27 protein-coding genes are annotated in these 20,795 nt (G+C 66.8%); 15 read left to right on the forward strand and 12 right to left on the reverse strand.

Annotated features, from left to right (window positions below; translation table 11 throughout):
* Positions 1–50: 50 nt before the first annotated feature.
* The gene (locus tag IEY28_RS07350) at positions 51–1,298 is read right to left on the reverse strand and encodes an aminotransferase class V-fold PLP-dependent enzyme (protein WP_188995934.1); all 1,248 of its coding nucleotides are present in this window, start codon (positions 1,296–1,298) and stop codon (positions 51–53) included.
* Positions 1,299–1,433: 135 nt separating this feature from the next.
* Between IEY28_RS07350 and IEY28_RS07355 the strand changes: the two genes are divergently transcribed.
* On the forward strand, positions 1,434–1,943 hold the full coding sequence (locus IEY28_RS07355) for a carbohydrate-binding protein (protein WP_188995936.1): 510 nt from the start codon (positions 1,434–1,436) through the stop codon (positions 1,941–1,943).
* A gap of 14 nt (positions 1,944–1,957) precedes the next feature.
* Here IEY28_RS07355 and IEY28_RS07360 read toward each other — a convergent pair whose 3' ends face one another.
* The 3 genes from IEY28_RS07360 to IEY28_RS07370 are packed head-to-tail and all read right to left on the reverse strand — an operon-like array spanning position 1,958 to position 3,242.
* Positions 1,958–2,248: a DUF424 domain-containing protein gene (locus IEY28_RS07360; protein ID WP_166966689.1), complete on the reverse strand. Its 291-nt coding sequence runs from the start codon at positions 2,246–2,248 to the stop codon at positions 1,958–1,960.
* Entirely contained in the window at positions 2,245–2,976 is a 732-nt protein-coding gene (locus IEY28_RS07365) for a tetratricopeptide repeat protein (RefSeq protein ID WP_188995938.1), read from the reverse strand. Before IEY28_RS07365 ends, IEY28_RS07360 begins: the two co-directional genes overlap by 4 nt.
* 32 nt (positions 2,977–3,008) lie before the next feature.
* Positions 3,009–3,242 (reverse strand): hypothetical protein, encoded by a 234-nt coding sequence (locus tag IEY28_RS07370; RefSeq protein WP_188995939.1) that lies wholly within the window; start codon positions 3,240–3,242, stop codon positions 3,009–3,011.
* An 81-nt stretch (positions 3,243–3,323) separates the two neighbouring features.
* On the opposite strand from IEY28_RS07370, the gene thpR reads away from it, so the two are divergent.
* Both thpR and IEY28_RS07380 read left to right on the forward strand, forming a co-directional pair.
* A complete protein-coding gene (thpR, locus tag IEY28_RS07375; protein ID WP_188995941.1) occupies positions 3,324–3,887 on the forward strand; it encodes an RNA 2',3'-cyclic phosphodiesterase in 564 nt (187 codons plus the stop codon).
* A gap of 82 nt (positions 3,888–3,969) precedes the next feature.
* On the forward strand, positions 3,970–4,782 hold the full coding sequence (locus tag IEY28_RS07380) for a ZIP family metal transporter (protein WP_188995943.1): 813 nt from the start codon (positions 3,970–3,972) through the stop codon (positions 4,780–4,782).
* Here IEY28_RS07380 and IEY28_RS07385 read toward each other — a convergent pair.
* Positions 4,779–5,294: a hypothetical protein gene (locus tag IEY28_RS07385; protein WP_188995945.1), complete on the reverse strand. Its 516-nt coding sequence runs from the start codon at positions 5,292–5,294 to the stop codon at positions 4,779–4,781. The genes IEY28_RS07380 and IEY28_RS07385 overlap by 4 nt on opposite strands.
* Positions 5,295–5,438: 144 nt before the next feature.
* Between IEY28_RS07385 and IEY28_RS07390 the strand changes: the two genes are divergently transcribed.
* Genes IEY28_RS07390 through IEY28_RS07400 form a run of 3 tightly spaced genes read left to right on the forward strand, consistent with a single transcriptional unit; the run spans position 5,439 to position 6,537 of the window.
* Positions 5,439–5,591, forward strand: a complete 153-nt coding sequence (locus tag IEY28_RS07390; protein ID WP_166966678.1) for a 50S ribosomal protein L39e — start codon at positions 5,439–5,441, stop codon at positions 5,589–5,591.
* Positions 5,591–5,869, forward strand: coding sequence for a 50S ribosomal protein L31e (locus IEY28_RS07395; RefSeq protein ID WP_188995947.1), 279 nt, complete (start codon positions 5,591–5,593; stop codon positions 5,867–5,869). Before IEY28_RS07390 ends, IEY28_RS07395 begins: the two co-directional genes overlap by 1 nt.
* Positions 5,870–5,871: 2 nt before the next feature.
* Positions 5,872–6,537: a translation initiation factor IF-6 gene (locus IEY28_RS07400; RefSeq protein ID WP_188995949.1), complete on the forward strand. Its 666-nt coding sequence runs from the start codon at positions 5,872–5,874 to the stop codon at positions 6,535–6,537.
* Between the two features lie 19 nt (positions 6,538–6,556).
* Here IEY28_RS07400 and IEY28_RS07405 read toward each other — a convergent pair whose 3' ends face one another.
* Positions 6,557–6,718, reverse strand: coding sequence for a hypothetical protein (locus IEY28_RS07405; protein ID WP_188995951.1), 162 nt, complete (start codon positions 6,716–6,718; stop codon positions 6,557–6,559).
* An 84-nt stretch (positions 6,719–6,802) separates the two neighbouring features.
* On the opposite strand from IEY28_RS07405, the gene IEY28_RS20585 reads away from it, so the two are divergent.
* Positions 6,803–6,937 (forward strand): zinc ribbon-containing protein, encoded by a 135-nt coding sequence (locus IEY28_RS20585; protein ID WP_220639397.1) that lies wholly within the window; start codon positions 6,803–6,805, stop codon positions 6,935–6,937.
* A 9-nt stretch (positions 6,938–6,946) separates the two neighbouring features.
* Here the strand turns inward: IEY28_RS20585 and IEY28_RS07410 are convergent, their stop codons facing one another.
* Positions 6,947–7,306, reverse strand: coding sequence for a DUF5658 family protein (locus IEY28_RS07410; protein WP_188995953.1), 360 nt, complete (start codon positions 7,304–7,306; stop codon positions 6,947–6,949).
* Between the two features lie 139 nt (positions 7,307–7,445).
* On the opposite strand from IEY28_RS07410, the gene rpl18a reads away from it, so the two are divergent.
* From rpl18a to IEY28_RS07435, 5 genes are all read left to right on the forward strand, one after another.
* Positions 7,446–7,619 carry a 50S ribosomal protein L18Ae gene (rpl18a, locus tag IEY28_RS07415; RefSeq protein WP_188995955.1) on the forward strand — a complete coding sequence of 58 codons (174 nt, stop codon included), beginning with the start codon at positions 7,446–7,448 and terminating at the stop codon, positions 7,617–7,619.
* A complete protein-coding gene (pfdA, locus tag IEY28_RS07420) occupies positions 7,616–8,077 on the forward strand; it encodes a prefoldin subunit alpha (protein WP_188995957.1) in 462 nt (153 codons plus the stop codon). The genes rpl18a and pfdA overlap by 4 nt, the downstream gene beginning before the upstream one ends.
* A 7-nt stretch (positions 8,078–8,084) precedes the next feature.
* A complete protein-coding gene (ftsY, locus tag IEY28_RS07425) occupies positions 8,085–9,296 on the forward strand; it encodes a signal recognition particle-docking protein FtsY (RefSeq protein WP_188995959.1) in 1,212 nt (403 codons plus the stop codon).
* Between the two features lie 221 nt (positions 9,297–9,517).
* Positions 9,518–11,284 carry a nitrite/sulfite reductase gene (locus IEY28_RS07430; RefSeq protein ID WP_188995961.1) on the forward strand — a complete coding sequence of 589 codons (1,767 nt, stop codon included), beginning with the start codon at positions 9,518–9,520 and terminating at the stop codon, positions 11,282–11,284.
* Positions 11,277–12,866 carry a Coenzyme F420 hydrogenase/dehydrogenase, beta subunit C-terminal domain gene (locus IEY28_RS07435; protein ID WP_188995963.1) on the forward strand — a complete coding sequence of 530 codons (1,590 nt, stop codon included), beginning with the start codon at positions 11,277–11,279 and terminating at the stop codon, positions 12,864–12,866. Before IEY28_RS07430 ends, IEY28_RS07435 begins: the two co-directional genes overlap by 8 nt.
* A gap of 27 nt (positions 12,867–12,893) precedes the next feature.
* On the opposite strand, the gene IEY28_RS07440 is transcribed toward IEY28_RS07435, so the two are convergent.
* From IEY28_RS07440 to IEY28_RS07455, 4 genes are all read right to left on the reverse strand, one after another.
* Positions 12,894–14,738 carry a PDC sensor domain-containing protein gene (locus IEY28_RS07440; RefSeq protein ID WP_188995965.1) on the reverse strand — a complete coding sequence of 615 codons (1,845 nt, stop codon included), beginning with the start codon at positions 14,736–14,738 and terminating at the stop codon, positions 12,894–12,896.
* A 355-nt stretch (positions 14,739–15,093) separates the two neighbouring features.
* Positions 15,094–15,744 carry a bifunctional 4-hydroxy-2-oxoglutarate aldolase/2-dehydro-3-deoxy-phosphogluconate aldolase gene (locus IEY28_RS07445; protein ID WP_188995968.1) on the reverse strand — a complete coding sequence of 217 codons (651 nt, stop codon included), beginning with the start codon at positions 15,742–15,744 and terminating at the stop codon, positions 15,094–15,096.
* Between the two features lie 45 nt (positions 15,745–15,789).
* The gene (locus tag IEY28_RS07450) at positions 15,790–16,164 is read right to left on the reverse strand and encodes a cupin domain-containing protein (RefSeq protein WP_188995969.1); all 375 of its coding nucleotides are present in this window, start codon (positions 16,162–16,164) and stop codon (positions 15,790–15,792) included.
* Between the two features lie 37 nt (positions 16,165–16,201).
* Positions 16,202–17,110: an AEC family transporter gene (locus IEY28_RS07455; RefSeq protein ID WP_188995972.1), complete on the reverse strand. Its 909-nt coding sequence runs from the start codon at positions 17,108–17,110 to the stop codon at positions 16,202–16,204.
* A 106-nt stretch (positions 17,111–17,216) separates the two neighbouring features.
* On the opposite strand from IEY28_RS07455, the gene IEY28_RS07460 reads away from it, so the two are divergent.
* Complete coding sequence (locus IEY28_RS07460) at positions 17,217–18,614, forward strand: signal recognition particle protein Srp54 (RefSeq protein WP_188995974.1); 1,398 nt, start codon at positions 17,217–17,219, stop codon at positions 18,612–18,614.
* Positions 18,615–18,644: 30 nt separating this feature from the next.
* On the opposite strand, the gene surE is transcribed toward IEY28_RS07460, so the two are convergent.
* Entirely contained in the window at positions 18,645–19,520 is an 876-nt protein-coding gene (gene surE, locus IEY28_RS07465) for a 5'/3'-nucleotidase SurE (RefSeq protein WP_188995976.1), read from the reverse strand.
* Positions 19,521–19,620: 100 nt separating this feature from the next.
* On the opposite strand from surE, the gene IEY28_RS07470 reads away from it, so the two are divergent.
* Both IEY28_RS07470 and IEY28_RS07475 read left to right on the forward strand, forming a co-directional pair.
* Positions 19,621–20,199 (forward strand): magnesium transporter, encoded by a 579-nt coding sequence (locus tag IEY28_RS07470; protein WP_166966652.1) that lies wholly within the window; start codon positions 19,621–19,623, stop codon positions 20,197–20,199.
* Positions 20,200–20,242: 43 nt separating this feature from the next.
* Positions 20,243–20,764, forward strand: coding sequence for a magnesium transporter (locus IEY28_RS07475; RefSeq protein ID WP_244995580.1), 522 nt, complete (start codon positions 20,243–20,245; stop codon positions 20,762–20,764).
* Positions 20,765–20,795 lie beyond the last annotated feature (31 nt).

Consider the following 20,795-nt stretch of genomic DNA (forward strand, 5'->3'; position numbering starts at 1 on the left):
CTATACGAGCGAGTCGCCCGTCTGTCCGCTCACTGCTGTGTGCCGTCGCCTTACGCGAACAGCTGCCGGGCGTCGTCGATGGCGTCGATTAGTTTGTCGACTTCCTCGCGGGTGTTGTAGACGTAGAAGGAGGCCCGCGCGGAGGCCGCGACGCCCAACTTATCGTGGAGGGGCTGGGTGCAGTGGTCGCCGGCGCGGATGGCGACGGCCGAGTCGTTGAGGATCGAGGAGAGGTCGTGGGCGTGGACGTCTTGGAGGTTAAAGGAGACGAGGCCGCCGCGTTCGACGCCGGCGGGGGGGCCGAGGATGTCGATGTCGCCCTCGCCCTCCAGTTGTTCGATGGCGTACTGGGCGAGTTCGTTCTCGTGGCGGCGAATCGCCTCCATGCCGATGTCGTCCAGATAGTCACAGGCCTCCGCCAGCGCGATGCCCTGACAGATGACGGGCGTGCCGGCCTCGAACTTCCAGGGGAGGTCGTTCCACTTCGAGTCCTCGAAAGTGACCTTAGATATCATCATCCCGCCGTAGAGGTACGGCTCCATCTCTTCGAGGATGTGTTTCTTGCCGTAGAGGACGCCGATGCCGGTCGGACCGGCCATCTTGTGGCCCGAGAAGGCGAGGAAGTCGGCGTCGATGGCCTCCACGTCGACGGGCCGGTTGGGGACCGACTGGGCGGCGTCGACGAAGATGTAAGCGTCGTGATCGTGGGCGATGTCGGCGAGTTCGGAGACGGGGTTGACGGTCCCGAGGGTGTTCGAGACGTGGACGACGCTGACCATCGCCGTGTCGTCGGTGATGAGTTCGCGGGCGTGGTCCATGTCCAGCGTGCCGTCCTCCTGTACGCGGATGTACCGGCAGGTAGCGCCGGTCTTCTTCGCGATCTGCTGCCACGTCACGAGCGAGGCGTGGTGTTCCATCTCCGTCAGCACCACCTCGTCCTCGGGGCCGAGTTCGTTCATGCCCCACGCGTAGGCGACGAGGTTCTCGCTCTCGGTGGTGTTTTTCGTGAAGACGATCTCCTCGCGCTCCCCGGAGGCGCCGATGAACTCGGCGACGCGGTCGTGGGCGTCCTCGTAGGCGATGGAGGCCTCCTGACTCAACTGGTGGAGGCCCCGGTGGACGTTCGCGTTCGTCGTCCGGTAGTAGTCGGCGATAGTCTCGACGACCGGTTCGGGCGTCTGTGTCGTCGCCGCGTTGTCGAGGTAGACGACCTGCTCGCCATCGAACTCCCGCTGGAGGATGGGGTACTCCTCGCGGATGGCCTCGACGTCGAGCGGCTCGATATCGGTCTGTCCCATTAACGGAACACACGGGCTGGACGGGCAACTTTCCTTCGGTTCGCCTAACCCTTCGTCGGCGAGCGCGTAGTCACCGTCTACTGTGTGGTTAGTTGCCACAATACAATGGTCGCTGTCGGTGTGGGACAGTGCACTATGGGGGACCCAGAGACGGACGAACAAGGACCGGTTACCCGCGTGCGTACCGACCGGGCCGAACACGGCCACGAGTGGCACGGCCGGCGCGACGGCGCCCACGAGCAACCGGAGATGCGCCGGCACGAACTCCCGGGGACGATTCCGGTCGGCGCGTACCGCATCTACCACCACGACGGCCGCTGGCGCTACGACGATGCCCCGCTCGCCACGGGTGGTGACACCGACCTGCTGGTCACCGACGAGTGGCTGACCTACGCCGTCGACGCGCGCGAGGCCGGGCCACACGACGTGACGCTACGGGTCGCCGCGGCCGACGGATTCGGCGGTGGCGGCGTGGGCATCGCCGTCGACGGGAAGCCACGGACGCGGATCCGGTTCGACCCGACCGGTGGGTGGGACCGGTGGGGAGAGGTCACGGCCCGGGTGGATCTCGCCCGAGGCGCACAGACGATTCGGCTGGTCGTGCTGGAAGGCGGGTGGAAACTGGACAGAATCCGGGTGACGTAGGCGTCGGGACCCGCTCAGAGCCAGAGCAACTGCGCGTGGCGGGTGCCGTCGACGTCGAGGACGTTCGTCTCGTCGACGAACCCGTGTTCGACGGCCACGTGGACGCTTTCCTCGCCGACGATGTTGGCGACGCTACACCGGGCGAGACTGTCGATCACTTCCTCCTCGGAGACGCTGTCCCCGCCGTAGAACTCCTCGTCGACGGTCAGGGAGACGGGGCCGTCCTCGAACGTCTCGCCGATGATGTCCGGGTCACAGACCGAGACGAGCAGTCCCTCGTCGGTTTCGCGCTCGTTGAGTATCATTCCAGCAACTGCTCTTCGGCGTTCTCGCGCATCTCCTTGACCTCGTCGGCCAGTTCCTCGGCCTCCTCGTACTCGCCCAGTTCCTCGAGACCGCGGGCCTTCTCTTCCAGTACGTCGGCGTTGCGGAAGCCGAGTCTGATGGCGTTGTCGAAGGCTTCGACGGCGTCTTCGGCGAGGCCGCGTTCAAGCAGGAAGAAGCCGCGGTTGTACCACGCTTCGGCGAAGCGGGGGTCGATTTCGACCGCCCGCTCTGCGTGTTCGAGCGCCTGTTCGGAGCGGCCCGACTCCCAGAGCGCGTACGCGAGGTTCGTCTCGGCGGTGGCGGCGTGTTCAGAGTCCTCCTCGGCGTTCAGTGCCTCCTTGTACGCGCCGATGGCGGCGTCCCACTCCTCCAGTTCGGCGTGGGCCGCGCCCTTGTTCGTCCAGGCCTCCTGTTCGAGGTGGTCGTCTTCGGTGTACTGGGCGACCCGCTCGAACGTCTCGGCGGCCTGTTCGTGGCGGTTGATGTGCATGTACTCGAGGCCGACGTCGAGCAGTTGCTCGGGGTCGACGGCGTCGTTCGAGACGTTCCGCCGGTCGAGCAGGTCCGTCACGACGCGGGAGTCGACGGGGTCGACCTTGTCGGGGTCCACCTCGAACTCCGGGGGTTCGAGGTCGAAGCCCTCGTAGGGGTCGTCGAACCCTTGCCCCTCGGAGAACTCGTGGTCCTCGGGCTCTCGGTCTGTCATAGGTTCCGATTGACGGTCAGGGCGGTTAAGGGCTACGTCCCGGACTCACTCCGGTCTGCCGGGCCGTTCTCGTCGTCGTTCGCCCGGTCCGACTCGGGGACGAAGACGAGGCTTCCGGCCAGATACAGGAGCGCGCCGAACGAGATGGCGACCCCGAACGGCGACGCCGTCGACCCGGCGAGGGCCGCAATCACGAGTCCGAGCATCGTCACCACGACGGCGGTACAGCGGCGGACGGTCCGACGGAGGAGGGCGACGTCGTCCATACCGGTCGGTGGGGGCCCAGCGAGTAAACCGTTCGGTCGCGACCACCCACGACGAAGTGGCCGGCCCGCGTACGGCCGAGTATGAGCAAACGGCTGTTCGTCAGCGTCGACCTCGACGGCCTCGAAGACGCCGTGGGCGACGTACAGGGGCGCTTCGAGGGCGCGTCGGGGCTTCGGTTCACCGACCCCGGTCAGGTCCACGTGACGCTGAAGTTCCTCGGCGACACCGACCCCGACCGCGTCGACGACCTCACGGCCGAACTCGAACGGGCGGTCGCGGACAGCGGCGTCGGCCCCTTCGAGGCGCACTTCGGCGGTCTCGGCGTGTTCCCGTCGCTGGAGTACATCAGCGTCGTCTGGGTCGGCGTGCGCGCGGGCCACGGCGGCGCCGAACTGACGGCCCTCCACGAGGCCATCGAGGACCGCACCGTCGCCATGGGATTCGACCCGGAGGACCACGACTTCACGCCGCACGCGACCATCGCCCGGATGGACCACGCCGGCGGGAAAGAGCAGGTCCAGCGCGTCGTCGAGGACGAGGACCCCGACGTGGGCCGGTTACAGGTCGAGGAGGTACGACTCACCGAGAGCGTCCTGCGGTCGGACGGTCCCGAGTACAGTACTGTCTCTTCGGTAACACTATGACTGACCGACCCCGGCTCTAGGCCGACCGAAAAACAATCAGGTTCGTGATAATTGTTATGAGGACGACTCTCGTAGCTCCGGCATGGTCGCCTTCGAGAACGTCGCCTTCGTCTTCGTCGCGGGTCTCCTCACGGCGTTAGCGACGGGGCTGGGCGCGATTCCGTTCTTCCTCGTAGAGGAGTTTTCGGACCGCTGGAACGTGGTGCTGTGGGGACTCGCGTCGGGCATCATGGTCGCCGCGTCGCTGTTTGGCCTCGTCCGGGAGGGGCTTGCCTACGGAGGGGCGCTACTTCTGCTGCCCGGCGTCCTCGCTGGCGTCCTTCTCGTCGAAGGAGCGGACCGAGTGTTAGACGACGTCGACCACAACCCGAAGCAGTTCGAGCAGGCCGACTTCAAGAAACTCCTGCTCATCCTCGGCATCCTCACCGTCCACAGTTTTCCGGAGGGCGTCGCCGTCGGCGTCTCCTTTGCGGAACTCGGACTGGACGGCGTCACTCCGGGCGAGACGTTGCTGGTCGCGGGGACGGCCGTCCCGCTACTGGCCGTGTTCATGACCATCGCTATCTCCATCCACAACATCCCGGAGGGAACCGCCATCGCCATCCCGCTCCGGTCGCTCGGTATCAGCGAGTGGCGGATGGTCTGGTGGGCCGTCTTCTCCTCGCTCCCACAACCGCTGGGTGCAGTCATCGCCTACTATTTCGTCACGCTGGCCAAGCAGTTCCTCCCGTTCGGCTTCGGGTTCGCCGCGGGCGCGATGGTGTACCTCGTCGCCACCGAGTTCGTCCCCGAGGCGCTGGAGTACGGTGAGAGCCTGCAGGGCGGCGGGAAGCGCGAACTGGTGGCCGGCGTCGCGACCGGCGCGCTCTCGATGATTCCGCTGGCACTCGTCTAGAGCGGCGAGCGCTTCCGGACGACTTTCAGGTCCACGAAGGCCGTCAGCGGGTCGTCGAACTCCTCGACGCGGGTCTCCATCCGGTAGTTCGAGTGGTCGACGGCGAAGTAGTACGGCCCGGCGGTATCGACGGACTCGCGGTTGCCGCCGTCCGTCGTCGACGCCTCGTAGAGGTCCGACCCGTCCTTTGGCAGTGCCGTCTGGCTGAACTTCGGGTGGCCGGGCGGCGTGCTGTCCGGTTCCCGGCCCTTGATGTAGGTGTCGTACTCGGTAAACGCCGCCTCGTCGGCGAAGAAGTAGACGTCAAACGGCGTCTTCGACCGAACGATGTACTCGATGGACCCGCCCGAGTCCGAGAGGTCGGGGATGTCCTCTTCGAGCCACGCACTCCCCGGGTCGACGGTGACGTCCTGCTGGATACTCACGATGACCTCGCCACCGCCCCCGAGACAGCCGGCTCCGACGGCGGCTAATCCTGCCCCAAACGCTCGTAGTACCGACCGGCGTTTCATCGACTGAGTGTCACTGATTTCACTACTTAATTCTACGCGCCCGCTTACAAGCCCTGATAACGCCGGGTTGCGTTCGAGTCCCGCCACACGGCGCGGCCGGAAAAGGAAGGAATTTAAGTCGTGGCGCGGAACACTCGGGACACCATGAGTAAGAAGTCGAAGGCCAAAAAGAAGCGCCTGGCCAAACTCGACAACCAGAACAGCCGCGTCCCGGCCTGGGTCATGCTCAAGACCGACCGGGAGGTCCAGCGCAACCACAAGCGTCGCCACTGGCGGCGGAACGACACTGACGAATAATGAGCGCGAGTGATTTCGAGGAGCGCGTCGTCACGATTCCGCTCCGAGACGCCCGAGCCGAACCGAAGCACAAGCGTGCCGACAAGGCGATGATACTCGTTCGCGAGCACCTGGCAAAGCACTTCTCCGTCGATGAGGACGCCGTCCGTATCGACCCCTCGATCAACGAGACGACGTGGGCCAAGGGCCGTTCGAATCCGCCGAGCAAGCTTCGCGTGCGCGCCGCCCGATTCGAGGAAGAGGGCGAAGCAGTCGTAGAAGCCGAGACCGCGGAATAACGTTGCTCCGCGCGGCATTCTCCGGATCGTCGTACGTCGGTGTCTTCGCCCGTGCGACCGACGACTGCGTGCTGGTCCGCCCCGACTTAGACGAATCGCTCTGTGCGGACCTCGGCGAGGAACTCGAAGTCCCGGTCGTCCAGACGACGGTCGGCCGCTCGGCCACCGTCGGCGCTCTTGCGACCGGGAACGAGAACGGGCTCCTCGTCTCCTCGCGGGTCCGTGAGACCGAAATCGACCGCATTCAGGACGTCGTCGACGTCCCGGTGACGGAACTGCCGGGCCGCATCAACGCGGCCGGCAACGTCGTCTGCTGTAACGATTCGGGCGCGTACGTCCACCCGGACCTCTCCCGGGAGGCCGTTCAGGCGGTGCGAGACGGTCTCGGCGTTCCGGTCGAACGCGGCGTCATCGCCGGCGTCAACACCGTCGGCACCGCCGCCGTCGCCACCAACAGCGGCGTCCTCTGTCACCCGAAGGCGACCGACGGCGAACTGGACGCGCTCGAAGACCTGCTCGACGTGCCCGCCGACATCGGCACCGTCAACTACGGCGGACCGCTCGTCGGATCGGGCCTCGTCGCCAACGACTACGGCTACGTCTGCGGGTCGGACACCTCCGGGCCGGAGTTGGGCCGTATCGACGCGGCGCTGGGATACATCGACTGACCGTTCGGCTCGCCGTTTCTCACGACGGGTGCTGGTGACTGAGTCGCTCTGCGACGACGCCCGGCACGGGCATCTCACAGTCCGAACAGACCCACGTGCGTCCCGTCCCACTCCGCTCCCGAGTCATGTCCTGCCGATAGCGGAGCGTCGCCCCACAGACGCACTCGTACGTCGTGGCCATGTGCGTTGCTTGGGCCGGGACCGGCTAAACTCGCTCGCCCCCTTCGTATCAACTGTTAATATCTATCGGCGTGAACGTTCGCCCATGGTCCAGCGAGAGTCGTCTGCGACAGGCCGGAAAGTGCTCGTCTGCCGGAAATGTGAGTACAGGACGGACGTGCTTCGGCCGTCCTGTCCGGAGTGTGGCGGCGACATGATCGCCGCCGCCCGCGAGGAGTGACCGGTCGACTCACACCGACGCCAGCGTCACCGCGTTCGACGCGACGACGGCAAGCGACACGAGGGCAAACGCCGTGAGGACGGCCGTCGCCCGCCGGTCGTCGAACCACGCCCAGCAGACGACGACCACGACGAGCGCACTGAACTTCAGCAGGCCGACGCCGGGCGTGCCGTACGTCTCGATGAACGCCCGTGCGACGGCGTTGCCCTCGGTCAGACCCCGTTCGAGGCCGACCATCGTCGTCACGATGTCGAACAGCGACGCGAGGATGACGACCGCCCAGAGCACGGCGTGTGATTCCGAGAGCCGTCGCTCCAGCGGCAAACGACTGCTCGCGTCGCGCTCGAACGGTGAACGGTCGGGATCCACCTGTCTCGTCCCGTTCGACGCTACATACGATAATAAAGGTCGACTGTCTCTGCGGGCGGCGTTCGCGAGACACACTGAGCGGTCGGGCAAAACGCGAGGAAAGGGAAGATACTTCCCTGTCCTGCCCGCACCGAATGGTATGAGCACGTACACTGTCCGCGGTAGCTTCCCGGCCCGCGACGGGCCCCAGGAGTTCGAGACAGAGGTCGAGGCACCGAACGAGAACGTCGCCGAGGAGCGAATCTTCAGCAACCTCGGCTCCCAGCACAACCTCAAGCGCACCCAGATCACCATCGACGAGGTGGCAGCATGATGGGTGGCGGTGGCGGCGGCGGTCAGATGCAGCAGATCTCCCAGGAAATCGAGCAGATGGACCAGGAGATCGAGGCGATCCAGAACGAAATCGAGAGTCTCCGACAGGAAAAGACCGAGGCCGACGAGGCCATCGAGGCCATCGAGACGCTGGAGTCCGGGTCGACGGTGCAGGTCCCGGTGGGCGGCGACGCCTACATCCGTGCGACCGTCGACGACATCGACGAAATCGTCGTCTCGCTGGGTGGCGGCTACGCCGCCGAACGCGACCAGGAGGGCGCTGTTAGCTCCCTCGAAACGAAAAAGGAGACGCTGGACGACCGCATCGAGGACCTCCAGTCCGAAATCGCCGAAGTCGAAACCGAAAAGGAGGAACTCGAACAGCAGGCCCAGCAGATGCAACAACAGCAGATGCAACAGATGATGCAACAGCAGCAAGAAGAGCAGAGCGACGAGTAAGGCCGCCATGTTCGACGGACTGAAGGACAAACTCAGCGGCTTCACCAGCGACGTCGAAGAGGACGTCGACGAGGAGGCCGTCGAGGAGGAACCCGCTGAGGACGACCCCGTGGCGGCGGACGCCGACGAGCACGTTCCCGAGGGCGGACCCGGCGAGGAGACGGTCGAACCGACGGCAGAGGCGGTCGCGTCACCCGAGACGACCGCAGACGTCGACACGGCGGCCGAGGAACCGCCGGGCGGCGTCGAACCCGCCGACTCGTCGCCCGAGAGCGACGCACCTGCCGAGGACGACGAACCGGACGAGAGCGAGGCGACCGACGACGGCGATAGCCGCAGTCTGACCGAGAAGGCCAAGATAATGGCCACCGGGAAGACGGTCATCGAGGAGGAGGACCTCCAGAAGCACCTCGACGACCTCGAACTGGCTCTGCTGTCGAGCGACGTCGAGATGAGCGTCGCCAACGAGATTCTGGCCGGCGTCGAGGAGAACCTCACCGGCCAGACCCGCCGCCGCCTGTCGAGTACCGGCAACCTCGTCCGGGACGCGCTTCGCGAGGCGCTGTACGACGTCATCAGCGTCGGCCAGTTCGACTTCGACGAGCGCGTCCAGCAGGCAGACAGTCCGGTCGTCATCGTCTTCACCGGCGTCAACGGCGTCGGGAAGACGACGACCATCGCGAAGATGGCGCAGTACTTCGAGGACCGTGGCATGTCGACGGTACTCGCCAACGGCGACACCTACCGGGCCGGCGCGAACGAGCAACTCCAGAAGCACGCCGAGAACCTCGGCAAGAAGATAATCACCCACGAACAGGGCTCGGACCCGACGGCAGTCGTCTACGACGCCGTCGAGTACGCGAAGGCCAACGACGTGGACGTGGTGCTGGGCGACACCGCCGGTCGCCTCCACACCTCGGACGACCTGATGGCCCAACTGGAGAAGATAGACCGGAACATCGACCCGGACATGACCATCTTCGTCGACGAGGCCGTCGCCGGACAGGACGCCGTCAATCGCGCCCGCGAGTTCAACGACGCGGCGGAAATCGACGGAGCGGTGCTGACGAAAGCCGACGCCGATCCGCAAGGCGGTGCGGCCATCTCCGTGGCCCACGTCACCGGCAAGCCGATTCTGTTCCTCGGGACGGGGCAGGACTACGACGACCTCGAACCGTTCGACCCCGAGCGAATCGTCGACAGCCTCTTCGACGAGTAGCCGCCGCGACGTATCGGCAATTCTTTCCACGACCGACGACGCTGAGCGTCAGGTAACAGCCGGCCCTCGCCCCTGATCGGCCGACGGCAGCGATGGCCGCTCTATCGAATCCCGGCAACATTATCCTCGTCGGGGGAGGTGGGGCCGTATTCGCCGCCAGGGGCGCGTTGATTGTGCGTGGTGTTGTGTACCATACCACGACCCCCAGAGGTGGACTTCCAATGAACACTGTCGAACGATGGAAACAGGAGAAACACCCACTCGACGTCGTCGAGGACGTCAAGCGGTACGCCGACGCGGAGATGAGCTTCGAGGAGATAGCGGCCGCGGCCGGCGACGGCGAGTGGGAGCGCCTGAAGTGGGCGGGGCTGTACGCCCACGGCCAGCAGGACGGGTACTTCATGCTACGGACGAAGGTCCCCGGCGGCCGTCTGACGCCCGAACAGGCCCGCGTCGTCGGCGAGGTGGCCGAGGAGTTCGCCACGGCACCCGAGGAACACGGCGGCGCCGACCAGAACGCGGTCTGGGGCGACGCCTTTCTGGACATCACGACCCGGCAGGACGTCCAGATGCACTGGATAGCAGTCGAGGACGTCCCCGAGATATGGGCCCGGTACGACGAGGTGGGACTGACGACGATTCAGGGCTGTGGCGACTCCGCGCGCAACGTCCTCGGGTGTCCCGCCGCCGGCCTGAACGACCACGAGTGCTTCGACGCCCAACCAGTCGTCGACGCCGTCTCGGCGTACTTCACCGAGAACCGCGAGTACGCCAACCTCCCGCGGAAGTTCAAGATGACCATCACCGGCTGTCGGGCCGACTGCGCCCAGTCCCAGATAAACGACGTGGGGATGACGCCCGCGAAACGCGAGGTGGGCGGCGCGCCACAGTACGGCTTTCACGTCAGGGTCGGCGGCGGCCTCTCGGACGGCCCCCGGATGGCCTCGGACCTCGACGTGTTCGTCCCGCCCGAGGACGCCGTGGAGTTCTGCCGGGCCGTCGCCCAGACGTTCAAGGAACTGGGCGACCGGTCGAATCGGGGCGTCTGCCGGATGCGCTACCTCGTCCAGCAGATGGGGGCCGAAACGTTCGAGGAGGCAGTCAAGGACCGCTGTACCGTCGACTTGCCGACGCGTGGGACCGACCTCACGGAGGGGTACCGCGGCGACCACGTCGGCGTCCACGACCAGCGCGAAGACGGCCTGAAGTACGTCGGCTTCAACGTCGTCGCGGGCCGGATGGGCGGCGACGAGTTCGCCGCGGCGGCCGACGCCGCCGAGACGTACGGCACCGACGAGGCGTCGGTTCGGCTGGCGACCGACCAGAACTTCCTCGTCACCCACGTCCCCGAGACGCACGTCGGCGACCTGCTGAACGAACCGTTCGCCCGGAACTACCGGCCCGACCCCGGCCCGTTCTCCCGCGGTGCCGTGGGCTGTACCGGGTCGGAGTTTTGCAACTACGGCATCATCGAGACGAAACAGCGGGTTCGCCGGTGGGCGAAAGCGCTCGACAAACGAATCGACACGCCCGACGACCTCGACGTGGTCCGGATGCACATGTCCGGGTGTTCGGCCTCCTGCGCCCAGCCACAGATAGCCGACATCGGCTTCCGCGGCGAGACGGTCCAAATCGACGACCCCGAAGGGACGACCAACGAGGAGGGGGACAACGGCGAGGCGTCGGAGACGCCTCGTGCAGACGGCGAAGCCGTCGACATCGTCGAGGGGATGGACTTCGGCCTCGGCGGAAGTCTAGGGTCGGACAACGAGTTCTTAGACTGGGTCGAACACGCCGTCCCCGCCGACGCCGTGATACCTGCTCTCGAAGAACTGTTCGAGCGGTACGCCGCCGAACGCGAGGACGGCGAGCGCTTCTATCAGTGGTGTCGCCGGGTCGAAAACGACCGTCTGCGGTCGATTATGCAGCGGGCAGACGCCACCGTCGTCGGTGGCGTGGCCCGCGAGGAGGTGGCCGACGATGACTGACGACGAGCGAGAGCGAGGGCAGGTCGCGCCGGCCGACGCCGCTCCGGAACTCATCGAAGGAGCGCCCTCCGACGAGTGTGACGACGACCGTGGCGAGCGCCGACTCGTCACCGACGGTGGGCGGGACACCGGGCCGTTGCCGGGCGTTCCGTCGACGGACTCGGCCGACGCCGGGTGTGGCTGTGGCGACTCGTGTGGCTGTGGCGGCCACGACGAGGCCGTCCGACCCGACGGCGGCGCCACAGCGAGCAACGTCGACGAGCACGGCAAACTCAAGCCCGTGGAGTTCACCGAACCCGCCGCGGGCGTCAGTCAGGACGTCGAGGACGGCCGACCCGACGAGCGCGTGAACGTCCCCGACGGCGTCGAGTTGGACACGCCGGGGTACGGCATCCGCGCCGAGATGAGCGACATCGAGGAACCCGACGGGAAGACGTGGTTCATGGAACTCGACGAAGCGGTCATTCAGAACGACCGGTGTATCCAGTGTGGCACCTGCGTCGCCGCCTGCCCCAGCGACTCCATCGGCATCGGCGAGGACGACCTGCCGAAACTTGTCAAGATGTGCACGGGGTGTTCGCTGTGCTGGGACATGTGCCCGCGCGGCGGCCTGCGCTACGAGCGCCAGTGGAAGATTACTGGCGGCGAGGACAACGTGAAGGGCGCCGGCGACCCCATCACGGAGTTCTCGGCGAAGGTCGAAGACGACTGGCGCGAGAACGCCCAAGACGGCGGTCTGGTCACGTCCGTACTCTGTCACCTGCTGGAGGCCGACGAGATAGACGGCGCGCTCGTCGCCACCGAGAGCGACGAGGAGCCCTGGAAGGCCGAGTCGTTCCTCGCGACGACGCCCGAGGAGTGCATCGAGAACGCCGGGAGCTTCTACAACCAGACGCTGGCGCTGGGCAATCTGGACCTCTCGCAGTGGGCGCACAAACTCGGCGTCCCGCTCTCCGAGGCGTCGCTCGCGCTCGTCGGCACGCCGTGTGAAATCGAGGGCATCCGCGCCCTGCAGGACTTCGAGTGGGACTACGCGGCCCAGGAGGACGGCGTCCGGGCGATCGACTACACTATCGCCCTGATGTGTACGAAGAACTTCAACTATTACTCGCTCATCGGCGAGCAACTCGCGGAGAAACGGGACGTCCAGCCGGAGGATATCGGCAAACTGGACGTCCTCGACGGCGAGATGCGGGTGTACGACCACGACGGCGACCCCATCCTCGTCGAGGACGTCGAGGCGTTCCACGACGCCGCGCTCAAGGGGTGTGACGAGTGCGCCGACTTCACGGGCTACTGTGCGGACCTCACCGTCGGCTCCGTCGGGTCGAGCGACGAGTACTCCTCGGTCATCGTCCGGACCGAGCAGGGCCTCCGGGCCTGGGAGTTGACCGAACCGGACCTCGACTACCACGACTTAGAGGACCGCAGTGCCATCGGCGGCCTCCAGAGCTGGGACAAGAAGAAGGCCTTCGAGTCGCTGGAACGCCCGTTCGACCCCGACGCCCCGCGGTTCATCGACTACGCGGACCACGCCGAGCAGTACGGCACGGAACTGCACCCCCACGAGGCCGACCACTGAGCCGGGCGGCCCCGGTCCGGGGCGGCGTCAGTCGTCCGTCTCGCCCCCGCCCAGCGAGGGGCCGCCGGTGAAGACAAACTGGTGTTCGGATTCGGTCTCGAAGCGGTCGAGGACGTCGTACAGCGGTTTGACGTAGCGGACGAGTTCGTCGGCCCGCTGGCTGACCTCGTTGAGTTCGGCGGCCTGTTCCTCGGCGGCGCCGGCGACGTTCTCGGCCTCGGACATCGTGTGGTCGGTGGCGTCGGCCACCTCGTTGAGCGTCCCGGCGACGTCGCCGAGGCTGTCGCGGGCGCGCTCGATGTCGCCGTCCTCGAGAGCGACGACGGCCGCGTCGACCGTCTCGGTGGCCTCCTGCAGGCGCTCGCGCTGGCCGGTAGCGTCCTCGGAGATCTTCTGGATGGACTCGGCCACCTGCTCGGCTGCGTCCGTGACGCTGGCGGCGCTGGCTCCGACCACCTCCCCGGACTCTTCGACCTGTCCGGCGAAGCTCTTGAGTTGACCGGTCGTCTTCTCAAGTTCCGCAATCATCTCGTTGAAGTCAGTCGCGATGGCGTCCATCGCGTCGTGCTGGCCGTCGGTTTCCATGCGTTGGGTCAGGTCGCCGGCGGCGGCCTGTGCCATCACTTCGGAGTACGTGGCGGCCGTCTCCTGCAGATAGGCGTTCGTCTCGACGACCTCTTCGTGGGCGACTTCCGCGCGCTTGCGCTCGCGTTCGGCTTCGTCGATACGGTCCTGTAAGGCGTCTCGCATCGCCCCGAACCCGTCGTAGAGGCGCCCGACAGTGTCGATGCGGCCGGACTCGATTTCGACGTCGAGTTCGCCCGCCTGCATCCGTTCGGTCTTGCGAGTCAGGCGGTTGAGCGCGCTGGCAGTGTTGCGACCGAGGACGGCGCCGATGGCCCCGACTGCGGCGATGCCCAGCACCGTCGCCAGCAGGCCACGGTCGGCGACGCTCCGGACGGTGCCGTAGGCCGTCTGGACGTCGGTGTGGACGAGCACGACCCAGTCCGTGTCAAGCACTTGCGCGTAGCCGACGACGTACTCCTTGCCGGCCATGCTCGCGGAGCCATCGAGCGCCGCGTTCGCGGGCCCGGCCCGGAGCGCACCGGGATCGGCGGGGCCGCTCTCACGGGCCGCGGCCGGCGCGCCGTTGTCCTCGCCGTAGGGCTGGAGGAACAGGTCGGTGTTCAACTGGTGGAACAGGACGTCGTTCGAACCGTCGACCACGAGCGTGGTGCTACTGCCGGTGCCAGAGAGCGTCCCGGTGCGCTGTTGCAGCGGGACGGTGTATATCACCACGTCGCCGGCCCCGTTGTCTGCGGGCGTAACGTAGGCGATGCGTGGCTGTGGCGATTCGAGCGTCGGCGTGTCGGTGTAGGCCTCGGTGACGACCGTCCCGGACCCGCCGTCGAGGGCGGTCCTGACTGTCTCGTTCAGGATGTCGACGGACTCGCCACGGTAGTTCGACTTCGTCGAGGCGGCGACGACGCCCTCGTCGGTGTCGACGTAGTGGAGGTTCGGCTGGTCGTCCCCGTCGAACTCGCGTTCGCGTAGCTCTCGATCGAACTGCGACTGAATCGCCGAGATGTTTCCGGCCCGGACTGGCCGCGAGCGGGCCATCGTCTCGACGAACAACGAGTTCTGCGTGTTCCAGTTCGAGAGGCTATCGGCCTCCTGCTTGGCCGTCGTCGCGTGTTCGTCGAGCACCTGTTGTTCGAACTCGGCGGTCATCTGCTGGGTACCGACGGCCCCGACGCTCCCCACGAGAACGCCGATACACAGCAGCGCGATGAAGAACTTGAGCGCGAAACTCCGGCGGACGAACGCCGGCGTCACCGACCGAACGACGCTCAGGATGTCGTCGTCGCTCATCCGCTCACCCGCCGAACTGCGTCTCTTCGATCGGCTGAACGCCCCGATCTGGTTCCGACGCGACCCCACCGCGCCGACGCTGTTCCCCTGAGTGCTTCGCCATCCGTCACCATGGAGAAGATTTGTGAAATACTATTTCATAATTGTTTCCATACGTTCGGACAGTGAGCGCGAGTGCTGTCCGCTGTCGACGTCGCGACGAAAAAACGGCATCTGCGCGTCCGTCTCGGATCGTCTCGCGCTCCCCGTTCGCGTTCGAGGCTCCGACCACCGGGAGGTGGTTCGCTACTGCTTCGCGGTTCGTTCCGCTCACCGCGTCGCCTGAACGTGGTTCCTCCTTGCAGTCGGAACCACGCTACTCTCTGGCGGCCTCGACGGCTTCGACGAACTCGGCGGCGCTCTCCCGGACCTGCTCCATGTCGTCGTTTGCGATGGCCTCGTAGTCGACGAGCGCAGAGCCAGCGCCGACGGCGACGGCACCTGCATCGAAGTACTCCGCGACGTTGTCCGTGGAGACGCCGCCGGTCGGCATGATCGGGACGTCGCCGAGCGGTCCCTGGAGCGCGCCGATGTGGCCCGGGCCGACGGTCGAGGCGGGGAACATCTTCAGGATGTCAGCGCCGGCTTCCATCGCGTCGGCGGCCTCGGTGGGCGTCATCACGCCGGGGACGCAGACGACGCCCTCGCGGTTGCAGACGTCGACGACGTCCTCGTTGAGGTTGGGCGCGAGGACGAACTCCGCGCCGGCCTCGATGACGTTGCGCGCGGCGGCGGCGTCCATGACGGTGCCGGCGCCGATGACGGCGTCGGTGCCTTCGAGTTCCTTGTCGACGGCCGCGATCATGTCCGAACAGCGCTTGGCGTCGGCGGTGAGTTCGAGCGCTGTGACACCGCCCTCGTGGACGGCTTTCGCCACGTCGACCATCTTCTCCTCGGGAATACCACGGAGGACGGCCGTGACGCCGCTGTCTACGAGTTGCTGCTGGACTGCCTGTTTGTTCGTCATGAGAGGGTCTGGGCGGGGAGGGGGCAAAAGCGTAGGTGAAAGCCGTCAGCCGTCGGCGTCGTAGGGGAGCGCGATGTCCGTCTTCGGCGCGCCGACGCCCAGCACTTTCACGGACTCCGCCGCGTCCGCGGGATTGAACGCCCGATGGGGGCTCTCCGGTTCGGCGACGAACACGTCGCCCGCCGGTACGACGAACTCCCTCTCCGGCGTCTCGACGCGGAGCGTCCCCGAAACGACGTAGAACAGCTCCTCGCGTTGCTGGTGGTAGTGGTAGGTCCGGGGCAACTGCTCGCCGGGTGCCATCTCGTAGGTGGCGGCGTGGAGCGTGTGGAGTTCGGCGGCGTCGGAGATGCCCCGTCGGTCACAGGGGTAGTCCTCGGTCTCGGGGAGGTCCTCGGGGTCGAGGTGATGATAGCCCATAGCGGTGGTGGGGACCCCGGCGAGCAAAAGGATGTGGTCACCCGAACAGCCAGACCAGCACCGACAATGTGCCAAGCGAGGCGAGCGTCGTCGTGAAGACGTTCAGCGACGCGAACGCCTCGTCGCCGCCGAGTTCGCTGGTGTAGACGTACGTCGAGACGGCCGTCGGGACGCCGAGCATCACGACGGCCGCGGCCAGCGCCGTCGGACCGAGACCGAGCGCGGAGAACACCAGCCACGCCAGGACGGGCATCCAGACGACTTTCATCGCGACGACGCCGACGCTCTCGTCCAGTGAGGACGGCGAGAGGTCCGTATCGAGGGTGCCGCCGACACAGACGAGCGCCAGCGGGAGTGCGAGCGTCGAGACGGCCTCCAGTCCCGTGAGGACCGTTGCCGGGACGCCGACGCCGGCCAGCGAGGCGAGGATGCCGGCGGCGAGGGCGACCAGCACCGGATTGGTCAGCAGTTCCCGGAGTTCTCCCGCGAGCGACGCCTCGCTGTCGTTGAACCGCACGAGCAGGAAGACGGTGATGGGGACGTGGGTCAGCGCGCCGACGCCGAGGACGACGCTGGCGACGGCGGCGGCCTCGCCTCCGAGCGTCGCGGCCACCAGCGGGAGGCCGAGAAAGCCCATGTTTCCGTGGTAGGACTGCACCATGGCGACGCTCCGCCGGGCGTCGCTGTCGTGGTCGCGGTGGACGACCCAGCCGACGGCCAGCGTCAGCGCGAGTACGAGCCAGAACCCGCCCAGCAGGGCCGGCGAGACGAGTTCGCCCAGCGGTCGGTCGTACGTCGAGGCGAACACGAGCGCCGGGAGGGCGACGTAGAAGGCGACCCCGGTCAGCAGGCTCGTCCGCTCCTCGTTCAGGACGCCGGCGCGGCGCAGTCCGACGCCGGCGGCGAGGAAGGCGAGCATGTACGCTAGCTGTCCGAGAACGGCCATACCGGTTCCAACCGGTTGGCCCTCTTGTCCCTTTCGTCCCCGCCGTGGCCCCGACTCCCGGTGACAACAAGCCTTTACCCGTGCGGTCGCGTACCTCGGCACAACAATGGTACTCGACGATCTTGGGAGTTCGCTCCGCGGAACTCTCGACGACCTCCGGGGGAAGTCCCGAATCTCCGAGGAGGATATCGAGGACGTCGTCAAAGAGATACAGCGGTCGCTGTTGCAGGCCGACGTCGACGTCTCGCTGGTGCAGGAGCTCTCACAGAACATCAAGACGCGCGCGCTCGAAGAGGAGCCACCGGCCGGCACCACCCCTCGCGACTGGGTGCTCCGCATCGTCTACGAGGAACTGGTCGACCTCGTCGGCGAGTCGACGGACCTCCCGCTGGAAGAACAGACGATCATGCTCGCCGGCCTCTACGGGTCGGGGAAGACGACTACCGCCGCGAAGATGGCGTGGTGGTTCTCGACGAAGGGGCTTCGACCGGCTATCATCCAGACGGACACCGACCGCCCCGGCGCGTACGACCAGGCCAAGGAGATGGCCGACCGCGCCGAGGTGGAGTTCTACGGCGACCCCGACGAGAACGACCCCGTGAAGATCGCCCGCGAGGGCCTCGACGCGACGCAGGACGCCGACGTGCGCATCGTCGACACGGCGGGTCGCGACGGGCTGAACGCGGAACTCATCGAGCAGATAGAGCGCATCGAAGCCGAGGTGAACCCGGACCGGAACCTCCTCGTGCTGGACGCGGCGATGGGTCAGAGCGCGAAGAGTCAGGCCGCGGACTTCCAGGAGGCCATCGGCATCGACGGCGTCATCATCACGAAACTCGACGGGACGGCGAAAGGTGGCGGGGCGCTCGCCGCCGTCGACGAGACGGACTCGACCATCGCCTTCCTCGGGTCCGGTGAGACGGTCAAGGACATCGAGCGCTTCGAGCCCTCGGGGTTCATCTCCCGACTGCTCGGGATGGGCGACCTGAAGCAACTGACCGAGCGCGTCGAGCGGGCGATGGAAGAGACGGGCGAGGACGAGGAAGACTGGGACCCCGAGGACATGTTGGAGGGGCAGTTCACCCTCAAGGACATGCGCAAGCAGATGGAGACGATGAACAACATGGGGCCGTTAGACCAGGTGATGGACATGATTCCGGGCCTCGGTGGGGGGCTGATGGACCAGTTGCCGGACAACGCCATGGACGTCACCCAAGAGCGAATGCGTGACTTCGAGGTCATCATGGACTCGATGACCGAGGAGGAACTGGTGAACCCCCGCGTCGTCGGCCAGTCCCGCACCGAACGCATCGCTCGCGGGTCCGGCAAGCCTGAAGAGCGTATCCGGGAACTGCTCCAGCAGCACAAGCAGATGGAACAGATGCTAAAGCAGTTCCAGGGCATGGGCGACGGCGACATGGAGCGCATGATGAAACAGATGCAACAGGGCGGTGGCGGCGGCGGTATGGGCGGCATGGGCGGCGGCGGTCCGGGTCCGTTCTGAGAGCGGCCTCGACCGGCGACTCGACGACGGTTACTCCTCGTTGTTCGCCCGTTTTCGAGCGGCTTCGCTCTCGTTGAACCCCGCTACCAGCGTCTCGAGCGCGGTCGACTGGACGCCGACGGCGGGGGCCGTCAGCGGCGAGACGCTGACCTCCCCGTCGACGAGTGCGCGACGGTCGGTGCCGACCGGGTAGCGCTCGCCGAGGTCGGTGTCGTTCGCGAAGGGATTCTCCCAGCCGACGGTGTCGGGCCAGACCACGTCCCGGAGGGCGATGTCGCCCTCGGTGCCGGTGTTGGCCTGTTCGTCCACGGGCGAGTCGGTGTCGTGTTCGACCTGCAGGTCGTAGTCGTGGGAGGGTTCGGTCGGCCGCATCGCCGGGTCGGTCACGTCGACGGGGACGTTGACGTTGAGGAAGTCCGCCGTCTCGAAGACCCCGCCCGAGAGCGCCCGGACGACGATTTCCGTGGCGATGCGGGCCGGGCGGTCGAAGTCGTAGGCCTCGGGTGGCGAGACGAAGAAGTCCTTGCAGTGGTACGCGGAGACGGCGACGCCGGGGACACCCAGAAAGCCCGCTTCGACGCAGGCCCCGACGGTCCCCGACCGGCCGACGACGTAGTTGCCGGCGTTGGGGCCGTGGTTGCACCCCGACACCACGAGGTCGAACGACGCGTCGAGGCCGCGCAGGCCGTAAGCGACGCAGTCGGCGGGCGTGCCGTCGAGCGCGTAGCCCCACGGGTGGGACTCGCGAGCGGTCCGATGACTTCGGGTCCGACCGACGCCGCTCTGGTTCTCGGCGGGCGCGACGACCGTCACGTCCGCGACGGCAGTGAGTTCCTCGTAGAGGCTCGCAAGCCCCGGTGCGTCGATGCCATCGTCGTTCGTCAGGAGGACCCGTGGCTCGTCCATCGAACGTCCGTTGGCCCCTGCGAGCCTGAACGTGTCGGTCCGTGGACCGCCCAACCGCGAACACCGTTCTTTTTGCGAGTGGGGCCGGTTGAACCCTACTATGACCGTCCGCGAGGTCGCTATCGAAGCCTATCGGGAGTCGATCCCGGTGTTGCTGCTCAGCGCGGCGGGGGGGCTGTTCGCGGGCGTCGTCCTCGGGGGGATGGACGCGGAACTGGAACGGGTCGCGGGGTTGCTCGTCCTCGTGCCGGCGCTGCTGGCGACCCGCGGGAACGTCTACGGATCGCTCGGTGCACGACTCGGCTCAGCGCTGCACCAGGGGTTAGTCGAGCCACGCTTCTCGCTGGCCGACGAGCGCGTGAACGCGGCGGTGGCGGCGGCACTGGCGAACGGCGTCCTCGTCAGCGGCGTGGCGGCGGTGCTGGCCGTCGCCTTGCTGGTGGCGCTCGGCCGCCCGTCGGCCCCGCTGATGACCCTCGTGGGCATCGCGCTGGTGGCCGGTTTCGTCTCCGGCGTTCTCCTCACTATCGCCGTCGTCTCCGTCGTCTTCGTCGGTTATCGGCGGGGCCTGAACCCGGACACGCTGGCCGGGCCGGTCGTGACGACGACCGGCGACGTCGTCGGTATCGCGACGCTGCTGGCGGCGACTCGGTTCGTCCTCGCGCTGGGGGGTGCCTGACGTGGCGGGGTCGGAGTGGCGAGTCAGGGGCATCGTCCGCCGTATGTTCCCGGTGCTGGTCGTCCTGACCGCCATCGAACTCGGGAGCGGCCTCGTCCTCGACACCTTCGAGTCGGTGCTGTTGCGATACCCGTCGTTGCTCGTCCTCGTCCCCGTCACGATAGGGATGGCCGGGAACCTCGGGAGTATCCTCGCGGCCCGACTGTCGACGGCCTTTCACCTCGGCCTGTTGTCGTTCGACCCGACGGACGACCGACTGGCGGGCAACGCCGTCGCCACCGTGGCACTGGCAGTCACCGTCTTCCCGCTGGTCGGCGCTGGCGCGTGGGGCTTACAGAGCGCGCTCGGCGGGACCCGTCTCTCGTTGGTGTCGGTCGTGACCATCGCACTCGCAAGCGGCGTCACGCTGGCGGTGCTGGCTATCGCCGTCACCACGCTGACGACGTACGCGGCCTACCGGTTCGAACTGGACCCGGACGACGTGGTCATCCCCGTCGTGACGAACGTCTGTGACGTACTCGGCGTGCTGGTGCTGTTCGGCGTCGTGCGACTGTTAGTGACCTGAGCGCCGTCGTTCTCTGCCCCGACCGACGGAC

It is taken from the genome of Haloarcula pellucida (genome assembly GCF_014647235.1).
Classification (GTDB): Archaea; Halobacteriota; Halobacteria; order Halobacteriales; family Haloarculaceae; genus Haloarcula; species Haloarcula pellucida.